Origin of the sequence: Burkholderia sp. LA-2-3-30-S1-D2, assembly GCF_001523915.2 — a bacterium.
Taxonomy (GTDB): Bacteria; Pseudomonadota; Gammaproteobacteria; order Burkholderiales; family Burkholderiaceae; genus Burkholderia; species Burkholderia diffusa.
Genome location: NZ_CP013384.1, coordinates 3,260,319 through 3,273,935, shown reverse-complemented (window position 1 = coordinate 3,273,935; position 13,617 = coordinate 3,260,319). Strand labels below are relative to the sequence as shown.

General features: G+C 67.2%; 13 protein-coding genes. 8 read left to right on the top strand and 5 right to left on the bottom strand.

Going from position 1 to position 13,617, the window contains the following annotated elements:
* Positions 1–2: 2 nt before the first annotated feature.
* The 8 genes from WS66_RS28195 to WS66_RS28160 all read left to right on the top strand — a co-directional run bounded on the left by WS66_RS28195 (position 3) and on the right by WS66_RS28160 (position 7,189).
* Positions 3–617 carry a chromate transporter gene (locus tag WS66_RS28195; protein WP_059607345.1) on the top strand — a complete coding sequence of 205 codons (615 nt, stop codon included), beginning with the start codon at positions 3–5 and terminating at the stop codon, positions 615–617.
* Positions 614–1,141 carry a chromate transporter gene (locus WS66_RS28190; RefSeq protein ID WP_059607343.1) on the top strand — a complete coding sequence of 176 codons (528 nt, stop codon included), beginning with the start codon at positions 614–616 and terminating at the stop codon, positions 1,139–1,141. The genes WS66_RS28195 and WS66_RS28190 overlap by 4 nt, the downstream gene beginning before the upstream one ends.
* A gap of 421 nt (positions 1,142–1,562) precedes the next feature.
* A complete protein-coding gene (locus WS66_RS28185) occupies positions 1,563–2,684 on the top strand; it encodes a porin (RefSeq protein ID WP_059607342.1) in 1,122 nt (373 codons plus the stop codon).
* A gap of 373 nt (positions 2,685–3,057) precedes the next feature.
* Positions 3,058–3,282 (top strand): hypothetical protein, encoded by a 225-nt coding sequence (locus WS66_RS28180; RefSeq protein ID WP_014895816.1) that lies wholly within the window; start codon positions 3,058–3,060, stop codon positions 3,280–3,282.
* A 244-nt stretch (positions 3,283–3,526) separates the two neighbouring features.
* Positions 3,527–4,882: a glutathione-disulfide reductase gene (gor, locus tag WS66_RS28175; RefSeq protein ID WP_059607341.1), complete on the top strand. Its 1,356-nt coding sequence runs from the start codon at positions 3,527–3,529 to the stop codon at positions 4,880–4,882.
* Positions 4,883–5,329: 447 nt separating this feature from the next.
* Entirely contained in the window at positions 5,330–6,001 is a 672-nt protein-coding gene (locus WS66_RS28170) for a CsgG/HfaB family protein (protein WP_182670311.1), read from the top strand.
* An 83-nt stretch (positions 6,002–6,084) separates the two neighbouring features.
* Positions 6,085–6,513: a DUF4810 domain-containing protein gene (locus tag WS66_RS28165; protein ID WP_059607338.1), complete on the top strand. Its 429-nt coding sequence runs from the start codon at positions 6,085–6,087 to the stop codon at positions 6,511–6,513.
* Positions 6,514–6,523: 10 nt separating this feature from the next.
* On the top strand, positions 6,524–7,189 hold the full coding sequence (locus WS66_RS28160) for a DUF799 domain-containing protein (protein WP_059607336.1): 666 nt from the start codon (positions 6,524–6,526) through the stop codon (positions 7,187–7,189).
* 177 nt (positions 7,190–7,366) lie between these two features.
* Here the strand turns inward: WS66_RS28160 and WS66_RS28155 are convergent, their stop codons facing one another.
* From WS66_RS28155 to WS66_RS28135, 5 genes are all read right to left on the bottom strand, one after another.
* Positions 7,367–8,668: an NAD(P)/FAD-dependent oxidoreductase gene (locus WS66_RS28155; protein ID WP_059607334.1), complete on the bottom strand. Its 1,302-nt coding sequence runs from the start codon at positions 8,666–8,668 to the stop codon at positions 7,367–7,369.
* Positions 8,669–8,693: 25 nt separating this feature from the next.
* Positions 8,694–9,998, bottom strand: a complete 1,305-nt coding sequence (locus tag WS66_RS28150; protein WP_059607542.1) for an NAD(P)/FAD-dependent oxidoreductase — start codon at positions 9,996–9,998, stop codon at positions 8,694–8,696.
* Between the two features lie 112 nt (positions 9,999–10,110).
* Complete coding sequence (locus WS66_RS28145) at positions 10,111–11,685, bottom strand: DUF3138 family protein (RefSeq protein WP_059607332.1); 1,575 nt, start codon at positions 11,683–11,685, stop codon at positions 10,111–10,113.
* 101 nt (positions 11,686–11,786) lie between these two features.
* On the bottom strand, positions 11,787–12,626 hold the full coding sequence (locus WS66_RS28140) for an ABC transporter permease subunit (RefSeq protein ID WP_044847895.1): 840 nt from the start codon (positions 12,624–12,626) through the stop codon (positions 11,787–11,789).
* Positions 12,623–13,609 carry an ABC transporter permease subunit gene (locus WS66_RS28135; protein WP_059607540.1) on the bottom strand — a complete coding sequence of 329 codons (987 nt, stop codon included), beginning with the start codon at positions 13,607–13,609 and terminating at the stop codon, positions 12,623–12,625. Before WS66_RS28135 ends, WS66_RS28140 begins: the two co-directional genes overlap by 4 nt.
* Positions 13,610–13,617: the final 8 nt, after the last annotated feature.

The window sequence follows — 13,617 nt, the reverse complement described above, 5'->3', positions numbered from 1 at the left end:
CAATGCAATCCGTTTCTCCGCCGCCCGTCGCGTCCCCGCGCCGGATCCGCCTCGCCGAGCTGTTCACCGGTTTCCTGTCGCTCGGCCTGATGTCGTTCGGCGGCGCGCTGCCGTTCGCACGGCGTACGATCGTCGACGAGCGCAAATGGCTCACCGCCGACGAATTCACCGATCTGCTCGGGCTGTGCCAGTTCCTGCCGGGCGGCAACGTGATCAACCTGTCGGTCGCCGTCGGCATGCGCTTTCGCGGCGTCGCGGGCGCGTTCGCCGGCATTCTCGGGTTGATCGCGGGCCCGACGCTCGTGGTCGTCGCGCTCGGCGTGCTGTATGCGAAGACGCAGGGCGATCCGCACGTGCAGCACCTGTTCGGCGGGCTCGCTGCCGCGGCCGCGGGCCTGCTCGTCGCGATGGCCGTGAAGGTCGCGAAACAGCTGCGGCACGCGCCGCGCACCGCGGCCGGCATCGCGGCGCTCGCGTTCGTCGCGATCGCGGTGCTGCGCATGCCGCTCCTGACCACGATGCTGGTGCTGACGCCCGCGAGCATCTGGCTCGCGTCGCGCCGCCGCGATACGCCGGCACCGCAGCATGCCGCCGCGCGCGACGGAGGCCAGTCATGAACGACACGCTGGTCGCGATCGCGACGATCTTCAGCCAGCTTTCGCTGCTCGCATTTGGCGGCGGCAACACGATCCTGCCGGAGATGCAGCGGCAGGTCGTCGACGTGCACCACTGGATGAGCGCGCACGAGTTCACCGCGCTGTTCGCGCTCGCGCAGGCCGCGCCGGGGCCGAACATGATGATCGTGTCGCTGGTCGGCTGGCATGTGGCCGGCTGGGCCGGGCTGCTGGTCGCGTCGATCGCGAAGTTCGGGCCGTCGTCGCTCGTCACGGTGCTGGCGCTGCACGCGTGGGAGCGCTTTCGCGACCGGCCGTGGCGCCGCTACGTGCAGCAGGGGCTGATGCCGGTCACGGTCGGGCTCGTCGCGGCCAGCGCGGTGCTGATCTCGGAAGCATCGAACCGCACCGCGATCCAGTGGGGCATCTCCGCCGCATGCGCGGTGCTCGCGTGGCGCACGCGCCTCCATCCGCTATGGCTGCTCGCGGCCGGCGCGCTGATCGGGCTCACCGGCATTGGGCAGTGAGCGGCGGCCGGCCCGGGCCGGCCGCGGTCGGGTGATAGCGAACGCCACGGAGACGCCGGCCGGTCGCGATTCACGAGGCCGAGGCGCCACCCGCGCTCGCGGCCGCCGTCCGGCACGTTTGTTTCGCCTCCACGCACCGCGCCACGGGCGGCATCGCCCGCATCCCCGGCCGATCCTTACAGCACCCGCCCTCGTTTCGCCATCGCCGCACTTCGCATCCGTCACGCGCGAGGCAAGCCCGGTACGGGAAACGTTGTTCCCGGGCGACAGTCGCGCGATTACCGCGCGTTTCAATTTCTTTCAGAGATTGCAGTCGTCATATGATTCAGCCCATATCGCGCGCGCCATGAACGTGCGCGATCGCCACCCGGCTGCGCACGCGGCCGGCAATGAACGGAGACACCTACAAATAGGAAAGCTCATGAAGCAGACCACCCGACTCGCAGTCATCGCAGGGGGCGCCGCGCTCGCATTCGCCAGCCAGTACGCGGCCGCACAAAGCTCGGTCACGCTCTGGGGCGTCGCCGACGTCAGCGTCCGCTACCTGACCAACGCAAACGCCAATAACGACGGCCTGCTGTCGATGACCAACGGCGCGATCACCAACAGCCGCTTCGGCATCTACGGCACGGAAGACCTCGGCAGCGGCCTGAAGGCCGTGTTCAAGCTCGAAAGCGGCGTGAACCTGCAGAACGGCGCATTCTCCGACAGCGGCCGCCTGTTCAACCGTGCGGCATACGTCGGCCTGGATAGCCCGTACGGCACGGTGACGCTCGGCCGCCAGAAGACGCCGCTCTTCGACCTGCTGTCGGACACCTACGATCCGCTGACGGTCGGCAACTACTTCGAAAATGCCTGGCTGCCGGTCGCACTCGGCGGCGGCCTGTATGCGGACAACCAGATCAAGTACTCGGGCACTTTCGCGGGCCTGACCGCGAAGGCGATGTATTCGACGGGCACGAACTACGAATCGACCGGCGCGGGCGGCTTCTCGGGCCAGATCCCGGGCTCGCTCGGCAAGGGCAATGCGTGGGGCGTCTCGCTGTCGTACGTGATGGGCCCGCTCAGCATCGCGGCCGGCGCGCAGCAGAACAGCGACAACTCCGCACGCAAGCAGACGATCTACCACGCGAACGTCGTGTACGCGTTCAGCAAGGCGAAGGTCTATGCCGGCTACCTGCGCTCGAAGGACGACACCGGTTTCGTCGACAGCCTGCTCGCGCAGCAGTCGATTCCGGTCGCGAAGGGCACGGGCCGGATCGACGACGGTCCGTTCGCGGGCGTGAGCTGGCAGGTCAGCACGCCGCTGACGCTGACGGGCGCGTTCTACTACGACCACATGCGCAACGCGATGACCGCGAACGGCACGCTCGCGAGCGGCAACCGCTACGCGATCGTCGGCATCGCCGAATACGCGCTCAGCAAGCGTACGGAAGTCTACGGCACCGTCGACTTCAACAAGACGAACGGCGCGGCGAACGTCGAACTGCCGGGTCGCAGCAACCAGACCGGCATCGCGATCGGCCTGCGCAATATCTTCTGACGAAAGTCGGCGTGCATGCGCCGGCCCAGGCCCGGCGCGTATCGAAGAGGCTCCCGCGGGAGCCTCTTTTTTTTCGTCACGCGACCTTCATGCGCGTGGCCGACCATTCAGCGACCGCTCCATCGGGAACGACCATCCCGTAAGGATTCCGTCGGCATTCCAGAACATACTTTGACAGTGCGAACGAAGCGATTCCGCTACGCTGCGTGCAGGGTCCGCCGCGTGCCGCAACGCACGCGCGGGCGTCGTTCCGGCGTGCGTTTCGCGTGCGGCCGGCCTCGTGCGTAACTTGTGTATCCGGTGATGACAAACACGGTCTGCCGGTTTTTTTCGTGGGACGATGCGCTCACGATTTTCTTGAAAGGGGATGACGATGGGTATCCTGAACACCGTGGGTGAAATCGCTGGCGCAGTGGCAGCCGTCGAGGCGGCCGAGAAGGTCGATCCGGATGCGGGTTTGCTGACCAAGGCGGCGGCAGCTGTTGCCGGCTTCAAGGGCGCCGAGGCGATCGAAGGCATGCTCGAGAAGAAGGAAGAGCAGCCCCAGCAGGCAGACGATACGCAGGCGACCGACGGCAGCGACACGTCGCAGGCCTGAGCATGGCGGCCGGTCCCGCCGCGGGTGCGCCCCTCGCGCGCCCGGACGGACCGGTGCCGCGCGGCCGGCAGGCCGGGCATGTGGTCGATCGGTGACGCATGGCACACCCGGCAGCTGGTTTGACCGGCGAGAGGCAACGTCTCTCGCCGTTTTTTATGGCGCGCGCGTCCTGCGGCGCCACGCTCCACACGAATTCCCGATTCTTGTTATCGTGCCGTCATCCGAATCGAGATGAGGGCTTGCGATGGATTTCGACTACGACCTGTTCGTCATCGGGGCCGGCTCCGGCGGCGTGAGGCTCGCCCGGATGTCGGCGTCATACGGCGCGCGCGTCGGCATAGCGGAAGAAGAGCAGATCGGCGGGACCTGCGTGCTGCGCGGCTGCATTCCGAAGAAGCTGCTCGTCTACGCATCGCACTATCCGCACGAGCTCGAGGACGCGAAGGGCTTCGGCTGGACCTTCGGCGCCGGCACGCTCGACTGGCCCGCGCTGATCGCCGCGAAGGATCGCGAGATCAACCGGCTCAGCGACATCTACATCAACCTGCTGCGGCAATCCGGCGTCGCGATGCACGCGGGGCGCGCGACGCTCGTCGATGCGCATACCGTCGCCATCGGCGAACGCACGATCCGTGCGCGCCACATCGCGATCGCGACCGGTTCGCGCCCGTCGCTGCCGTCGCGGCCCGGCATCGAGCATGCGATCACGTCGCGCGAGGCGCTGTCGCTCGCGACGCTGCCCGCACGTATCGCGGTGGTCGGCGGCGGCTATATCGCGGTCGAGTTCGCGGGCATCTTCAACGGCGTCGGTAGCCATGTCGATCTCTTCTATCGCGGCGAGAAGATCCTGCGCGGCTTCGACGACGACGTGCGTCAATTCCTGACCGACGAGATGACCAGGCAGGGCGTCGCGATCCATGCGCGCGCGGTGGTCGAATCGATCGCGCGCGCGGACGACGGCACGCTCTCCGTGCGTGTCGGCGACGCGCAGCACGGGCCGTACGACGCGGTGCTCTACGCGACCGGCCGCGTGCCGAACGTCGACGGGCTGGGGCTCGAACGGGCGGGCGTCGTGCTCGACGCGCGTGGTGCGATCGCCGTCGATGCGTATTCGGCGACGTCGGTGCCCTCGATCCATGCGATCGGCGACGTCACGTCGCGGCCGCAGCTCACCCCGGTGGCGACACGCGACGGCGGACTGCTCGCGCGGACATTGTTCGGCGGCGCGCGTGTTGCGGCCGATCACGATTATGTGCCGTCGGCCGTGTTCAGCCAGCCCGAGGTCGCGACGGTCGGCCTGACCGAGGCCGATGCGCGTCGCCTGCACGGGGAGGTCGACATCTACCGCGCGTCGTTCAAGGCGCTGCGCCACACGCTGTCGGGCCGTGACGAGCGCACGCTGATGAAGCTCGTGGTCGCGCGCGACAGCCAGCGCGTGATCGGCGCGCACATGGTCGGCCGCGACGCGGGCGAGATCATCCAGGGCATCGCGATCGCGATCCGCGCGGGCGCGACGAAGGCGCAGTTCGACGACACGATCGGCATTCACCCGACCGCAGCGGAGGAATTCGTGACGATGCGCCAGAAAGTGGCCGATTGACCGCAACCGGTGCGCCGGCTCGCCGGCCGGCGCGCGTGTTCCGCGCGCCCGGCTGGCGTGTGACGTACCACGGATCCGCGATGATTCGTAAAGAACGTCAATTCTTCCAGAGAATCCCCGTCTCGATAATCAGGCTTGGTATCATCGGCCAAAATCATATTCGGGGCCGATCATGCGCGATCAACAGCGCAGTAAACACAATCAAGGGGTAGCCGGCGCAAGTGGGGTGGTCGATCCATGCGCCGCGCGTTCGCGTCTTGCCGCAGCACGTCCGTTGCGCGCACTTTCCCTTCGCATGCCGCCATCTCCGTCGCCGTCCGGGCGATGAAGTCGCGCGCGCCAATGCGTGCCCCAACCGTTTCAATCACCGCATCGACCGCCGGCTCGTCAACGCGCCGGCGCGCCCGTTCCGGGCAATCTTTTCACGCAAGGAGACCAGCAGTGAACATTCAGACACGACGCACCGTTCTCGTGGCGGCGGCGCTCGTCGCGGCGCTGTCCGGCTGCGCGACCGAATCGTCGCGCACGCTCGACGTGCCGGCAGTGAGCAGCGCGCAGAAGCCGTATGCGGGCAAGCCCGTCGCGATCGCGGTCGGCAAGTTCGACAACCGCTCGAGCTACATGCGCGGCATCTTCTCGGACGGCATCGACCGCCTCGGCGGACAGGCGAAGACGATCCTCGTCACGCGCCTGCAGCAGAGCCGCCGCTTCAACGTGCTCGATCGCGAGAACCTCGACGAGATCAAGCAGGAAGCCGGCTTCATGAAGAAGGCACAGGCCGTGAAGGGCGCGAACTACGTCGTGACCGGCGACGTGACCGAGTTCGGCCGCAAGGACGTCGGCGATCACCAGCTATTCGGCATTCTCGGCCGCGGCAAGACGCAGGTCGCGTATGCGAAGGTCAACCTGAACATCGTCGACACGACGACGTCGGAAGTCGTCGCGTCGAGCCAGGGTGCGGGCGAGTTCAGCCTGTCGAACCGGGAAGTGATCGGTTTCGGCGGCACGGCCGGTTACGACTCGACGCTCAACGGCAAGGTGCTGGACCTCGCGATCCAGGAAGCCGTGAATCATCTCGTCGACCAGGTCGACGCCGGCACGCTGAAGGTACCGCAGTAAGCGTCGCAGCCCATGTAGCAGCGCGGCGCCGGGGCCGGCGCCGCGCTGGACCGATTGACAACGACATCAAAAGAGAACAGACCATGAAACGGGGTAACTGGCTGCCGGCAACGGCCGCCGCCTTGCTGCTCGCCGGCTGCGCGAGCTCCACGCCGCCGCTTTATCAGTGGACCGGCTATCAGCCGCAGGTGTACGAGTACTTCAAGGGGCAGAAGTCGCCGCAGGAGCAGATCGACGCGCTCGAAAAGGCGCTGCAGGAGATTCGCGCGAAGGGCAACATGCCGCCGCCGGGCTTCCATGCGCATCTGGGGATGCTGTACGCGAGCGTCGGCAACGAGCAGCAGGCCGAGCAGGAACTGCAGGCCGAGAAGCAGTCGTTCCCGGAATCGTCGACCTTCATGGATTTCCTGATGAAGAAAAAGACCGGCGCGTCGAAGACCGCGGATCAGAAGCCAGCCGCCCAGGCGATCGCCGGCCAGAAGGATATTGCCCCGACCACCGCCAAACCGTAACGCGCCCGCCATGTTCAAGACACTCTCATTCAAGCTGATGTCCGTGCTGTCGATCGTCGCGCTGTTGAGCGCGTGCGCGCAGCCGGTGAAACGACCCGACTACACGGCGTTCAAGAAGAGCCAGCCGCGCTCGATCCTCGTCCTGCCACCCCTCAACGAGACGTCCGACGTGGCGGCAACCTACGGGATGCTGTCGCAGATGACGCTTCCGCTCGCCGAATCCGGCTACTACGTGGTGCCGGTTGCCGTGATGGACGAGACGTTCAAGCAGAACGGCCTGACCAACGCGGCCGAGATCCAGCAGACGTCGCCCGCGAAGCTGCGCGAGATTTTCGGTGCGGATGCCGCGCTGTATTCGAAGGTGTCGCAGTACGGCACCGTCTACCGGATCCTTGCGAGCGCAACGGTCGTGTCGGCCTCGGCGAAGCTCGTCGACCTGCGCACCGGCGACGTGCTGTGGCAGGGCCGGGCGAGCGCGAGCAGCGACGAGGGCGGCAACAACGGCGGCGGCGGCCTGATCGGCATGCTGGTGACGGCAGCGGTCAAGCAGATCGCGAACACGCTGATCGACCAGAGCCATGACGTCGCCGCGTTCACCAGCACGCGGCTGCTGTCGGCCGGTCCGCCGAACGGGCTGCTGTACGGTCCGCATTCGCCGAAGTACGGGACGGACTGATCGGTGCATGTCGTGCGCGGTGCGTGGGCACGGTATGTGCCCGATGCACCGATGCCATGCGAATCGATTGCACGGCCGCGCTTGTTGCGCGGCCGTTTTTCATTTTGCATCGGTGTGTGGCGTGAGACGCGCGGTGTGCGACGCGCTTACGGCTCGCATCGCTCCGATGCGGCCCGCTCAATGCATGCCGAACGCGTCGAGCAGCCGGTACCAGCTCATGGCGAGCACCAGCGCCGGCGTGCGCAGCGTCGCGCCGCCGGGGAAGTCGCGATGCCGGATCTTGCCGAACAGGTCGAAGCGGCTCGCCTGGCCGTCGATCGCCTCGGCGATCAGCTTGCCGGCAAGCGCCGTCGTGTTCACGCCGTGCCCCGAGAAGCCCTGCGCGAAGTACATCGTCGGCGCGACGCGCCCGAAGTGCGGCGCGCGGTTCATCGTGATGTCGACGAAGCCGCCCCATGCGTAGTCGACCTTGACGTCCGCGAGCTGCGGGAACGTCTTCAGCATGTCCGCGCGCATTGCCGCCGCGAGATCGCGCGGTTGCCGCGTCGAATAGCTGACCTTGCCGCCCCACACGAGCCGCGTGTCGGGCGCCGGCCGGAAATAGTCGAGCACGAAGCGGCTGTCGCAGATCGCCGCGCGCGCGGGCATCAGCGCGGCGGCGCGCGCTTCGCCGAGCGGCTCGGTGGCGATCACGTAGGTGCCGACCGGCATGATCTTCTTCGACAGCGCGGGCGCGAGCGTACCCACGTACGTGTTGCACGCGAGCACGACGAAGCGCGCGCGCACCTGCCCCTGGGCGGTTTCGACGACGTGGCCGCCCGACACGTCGCGCACGCGCGTCACGCAGCTGTCCTCGTGGATCCGCACGCCGGCGTCGGTGGCCGCACGCGCGAGCCCGAGCGTGTAGTTCAGCGGATGCAGGTGGCCGCTGTCGGGGTCGTACAGGCCGCCGCGATAGCGCGCCGACTGCACGTAGTCGCCGAGCTCGTCTGCCTCCACGAAATGGAAGCGGTCGTAGCCGAAGCGCTTCGCGGCCTCGTCGCGCCAGCGCTTCAGCGCATCCGCGTCGCGCTCGGTGTTCGCGGCGGTCAGGTAGCCCGGTACGAGCGCGCAGTCGATGTCGTGCCGCGCGATGCGGGACTTCACGAGCGACAGCGTTTCGAGCCCCATGTCCCAGATCCGTTTCACGTCGGCTTCGGGCATGAAGTTGCCGAACGTGTCGATGTCGCACGCAAAGCCGCCGATCAGCTGGCCGCCGTTGCGCCCGCTCGCCGCCCATCCGACCCGCGACGCTTCGAGCACGGTCACCGAGTGGCCGCGCTCGGCGAGGTTGAGCGCGGCGGACAAACCGGTGAGGCCCGCGCCGATCACGCACACGTCGGCGTCGGTCGTGCCGGCGAGCGGCGCATGGCGGGTCGTATCGTTGGCGGTCGCCGCGTAGTAAGACGCGACGTGCGGCTGTTTGGCGAATGTCTTCATGATCAGGAAAGCGAATGAAAGGGGCTCAGAACAGCTCGCGCACGCGGTGGTACAGCATCCCGAGTTCGAGCGCGGGTTGCCGCCACGCGTCGCCGCCGGGAAAGCGCCGGTGGCGCAGCTGCGCGAACAGGTCGAACACGCGCGTGTCGCCCGCGATCGCGCCGGCGATCGCGCGTCCGGCGACTCCGGTCAGCGCGACGCCGTGCCCGCTGAAGCCCTGGACATAGAAGAAGTTCGGATCGAGTGCGCCGAAGTCCGGCGCGCGGTTGCGCGTGACGTCGACGAAGCCGCCCCACGCGTGGTCGACGCGCACGTCGGCGAGCTGCGGGAACACGCCGACCATGCGCTGCCGGATCGTTTCCGCGAGCGTGTCGGGCGACGCGCCCGCGGAGTTCGCGCGGCCGCCGAACAGCATTCGATGGTCGGCCGACAGCCGGAAGTAGTCGAGGAAGAAGTTGTTGTCGCACACGGCTTCGCGCCGCGCGATCAGCGCGTCGGCGCGCGCGCGGCCGAGCGGTTCGGTCGCGATGATGTACGACGCGATCGGCGCGATTCGCGCGGCGGTGGCGGCCGGCAGGATGCCGCCGGGGCCTGCGTTGCAGCACGACACGACGAAGCGGCAGCGCACTTCGCCCGACGGTGTGCGCACGACCGGCCGCGCGTCGCGAACGACGTCGAGCGCGGGCGTGTGCGCATGGAGCGCGATGCCTTCGCGGCGCGCGGCATCGGCGAGGCCCAGGCAATACTTGAGCGGATGCAGGTGACCCGACAGCGGATCGTAGACGCCCGCCAGATAACGGGACGATGCGATGCGCGCGCGAATCGCGCCGGTGTCGAGCCACGACAGCGACGGATGGCCCCAGCGCGACGTCGCGGCATCCATCCATGCGCGCAGGTCGTCGATGCGGCGCGGCTTCGTCGCGACCGTGAGGTAGCCGCGCGTGAAGTCGCAGTCGATGCCGTGGCGCGCGATGCGCTCGGCGATCAGCGCGACGCCGTCGAGCGACAGCGACCACGCGGCACGCGCGCCGGCGGCGCCGAGCTGTCGCTCGATCACCTCGTCTTTCGCGAAGCCCGTGATTGCCTGGCCGCCGTTGCGGCCCGACGCGCCCCAGCCGGGCCGGTGCGCATCGATCACGGCGACCGACAGCCCGCGCGCGCGGCAGTCGAGCGCCGTCGACAGGCCCGCGAAGCCCGCGCCGATCACGCACACGTCGACGTCGATCGCGTCCTCCAGCACGGGATCGTCGGCCGCGGGTCGCGCGGCGGTCGCTTCGTAGTACGAGTCGCGCGCGAGCGCGTCGGCGCGGCGGGTGAAAGACTGCGTCATCAGACCGACTCCCTCGAGGACGGCCGGCGCCGGTGCGCGACGCACCGCGATCCGGCCGGGTGAAACGATGCGGGACGCCATGCACGCGGCACGGCGTCGCGCGCGGCCAGCATCAGAACGAATAGATGAACTGCGTCGCGAGCAGGTCGTTGGACTTGCCGTACGAGCCGTCGTTGCGCAGGAACACCTTGTTGTTCGCCCAGTCGTGCCGGTATTCGACCTTCACGGTGATCTGCTGGGTCGGATAGAACAGCAGGTCGAGCGCGACGTCCTGGCGCACCGCGCCCTTGCACTCGAAGCCCAGGCCGCCGCCGGCCTGCGACATCGCGAAGCAGTCCGCGTCGACGCCGAAGCCGTTGTTCGGATCCATCCCGTTGCCGTTCAGCGCGATGCCGCCACCGCCGCCGCCGTTCTTCGTGTTGGCGAGCAGGTCGTAGCGCAGCGTCACGCCCATGCGACCGACCACCGGCGCGTTGAACTTGCGGTGCGCGAGCAGCGACAGACCGTACCACTGCGCGAGCCCGCCGTTGAACGCCGCATGCTGCTGCCGGCCGTAGTCGACTTCTGCGTTGTACTGAATATCGGCGAGCGTGTAGGTCGCATCGAGTTCGCCGAAGAAGAACGAACCATAGGCGCTCGGTGCCGCACCGCCCGGGCCGTAGTGGACGACGCCGTTCGCATCGATCGCGCTCGCCAGCGTCTGCCGCCCGATGTTGAACGACCCACCGATATCGAGCGCGCTCGACCACGTGTAGTCCGCGCGCGCGGTGAAGGTCGGCACCTTGTTGCTCGTGCTGATCGGGTCGCCGAGCGCATTGGTGCCCGTCTGCGTGACCGAGCCGTACGTGCGGTACTGCTCGTTGCCGAGGAAGAACTTCCACGCCCAGTTGCCCTTCGTGTAGTTCGCGCCGACGCCGACGTAGCTGCCCGGATCCGAGAAATCGTACAGCAGGTTGTGCGTGAGCGTGAGCATCTGGTTCGACTGCTGCACCTCGTAGCCGCCGAAGCTCGGGATCAAACCGGCGACGAGCGTCGTCGACGCGGTGATCGGCACGTTGACGACCGCCGTGTTCAGCAGGTTGTCGGTGATCGAGCCGCGCGAGTTCTGCAGCAGCGTGATGCCGTTGCCGCGATTCGGCATCAGCGTGATCTCCGCCGACGGCGCCATCGGGCCGACGCCGAAGGTCTTCTTGATGTCGAGGTAGAGATCGCCGAACGTGCTGTTGAAGTAGTTGTACGCGTTCTCGTGGTTCGCGAACAGGAACGACGACGTGCCGGCCGCGCGGTTGTAGATGTAGGTCGGGTCGATGTAGCCCGTGACCGACAGGCCCGCGAGCGGCCCGGTGTTGGCCGCGTCCGTCAGCGAGTCGACCTTCAGCTGCTGGTTCGCGATCTGCTGCTTCATTTCGCTGACTTCGTCGTTGGTCAGCGTGGCCTGGGCACGGCCGTAGTCCGGCGAGGACGGATCGGCGGCCACCATCGCCGGCTTGGCCGAGGCCGTCGCGCCGGCCTGCGCGACCGGCGCGCCGCCCGGTTTCGCGGCGAGCTGCGCCTGCATGGCCTTCATCTGCTTCTGCAGCGCGGCGACCTGCGCCTGCAGTGCCTTGATTTCGGCAGAGGTCGAGTCGGCCAGCGCGATGCCCGGCAACGCGCCGGCCACCAGCAGGCAGATCAGTTTCTTCTTCATTGCGGATTCTCCTTGTCGTGGGCCTGTCAATGTGTGATCGGTTTGCGCGCCGCATCACGCGGCGCGCAGGTCTTGTTATCGATGGAACGGGAAGAGGGAAGTCAGGCCGCCGCGAACGCCGCCTTCATGTCGGCCACGCGGCGTCGCTCGCGCGCGATCATCATCTGGTTCACGACGATCACGCCGATCGTCACTGCGGTGATGAACAGCGTCGCGAGTGCATTCATTTCAGGGTTCAGGCCAAGACGCACACGCGAGAACACCACCAGCGGCAGCGTCGTCGAGCCGGGCCCGGACAGGAACGCCGACAGCACCAGGTCGTCGATCGACAGCGTGAACGACAGCAGCCAGCCCGACAGCAGCGCCTGCGAGATCAGCGGCAGCGTCACCACGAAGAACACCTTCAGCGGCGTCGCGCCCAGATCGAGCGCCGCTTCCTCCAGCGACTTGTTCATCTCCTTCACGCGCGACTGCACGATGATCGCCACGTACGACACGCAGAGCATCACGTGGCCGATCCAGATCGTCACCATCCCGCGCCCTTTCGGCCAGCCGAACATCTGCTCCAGCGCCACGAAAAGCAGCAGCAGCGAGATGCCCTGGATCACCTCGGGAATCACGAGCGGCGCGTTGATCATCCCCGTGTACAGCGTGAAGCCCTTGAAGCGGCCGAAGCGCGCGAGCACGAAGCCCGCCCACGTGCCGATCACGACCGACGCGGTGGCCGTCAGGAGACCGATCTTCAGCGACAGCCACGCGGCCGTGAGCAGCTCGTCGTCCTGCCACAGCGCCGCGTACCACTTCAGCGAGAAGCCCGACCACACCGTCACCAGCTTCGACTCGTTGAACGAGTACACGACCAGGCTGATGATCGGGATGTACAGGAACAGAAAGCCGAAGGCGAGGACGCCTGTCGACAGCGGTTTGCTCGGCTTGATCATTTCGCTTCCTCCAGTTCCTTGACCTGGTAGTACTGGAACAGCGCCATCGGCACCAGCAACAGCAGCACCATCGCGACCGTCACCGCGGACGCCATCGGCCAGTCCATGTTGTTGAAGAACTCGTCCCACATCACGCGGCCGATCATCAGCGTGTCGGCGCCGCCGAGCAGCTCCGGAATCACGTACTCGCCGACCGCCGGAATGAACACCAGCAGGCTGCCGGCGATGATCCCGTTCTTCGACAGCGGCAGCGTGATGCGCGTGAACGCGACCCACGGTCTGGCGCCAAGGTCGTACGCGGCCTCGAGCAGCGTCAGATCCATCTTCACGAGGTGCGCATACAGCGGCATCACCATGAACGGAAGGTACGAATAGACCATCCCGATGTAGACGCCCGCATCGCTGTGATAGAGGCGCAGCGGCGTGTGGATGATGCCCAGTGCGATCAGCGTGTGGTTCAGGAGGCCGTCATCCTTCAGGATGCCGATCCATGCGTACACGCGAATCAGGAACGACGTCCAGAACGGCAGCATCACGGCCATCATCAGCACGTTGCGCCGGGCCGGTTCCGAGCGCGCGATGTAGTACGCCATCGGGTAACCGATCAGCAGGCACAGCAGCGTCGATACGGCGGCCATCTTCAGCGAGCTGAGGTAGGTCGCGATGTACAGGTCGTCCTGCAGCAGGAACGCGTAGTGCGACAGCTGCAGCGCGAAGTGCACGACGCCGTCCTTGATCTCGACGAGCGACGTGTACGGCGGGATCCCCATCACCTGGTCGGCGAAGCTGATCTTGAACACCAGCACGAACGGCAGCGCGAAGAAGATCGTGAGCCACACGAACGGCACGCCGATCGCGATGCCGCGGCCCGACGGCAGGAAGCGCGACAGCGCGGCGAAGCGGCTGCGGCGTTTGGCGACCTGAGTCGTAGCGGTCGCACCGGTCGGCACCGGCGCGGAAGGAGTGGAAGCGGAAGTTCTCATCATGTCGC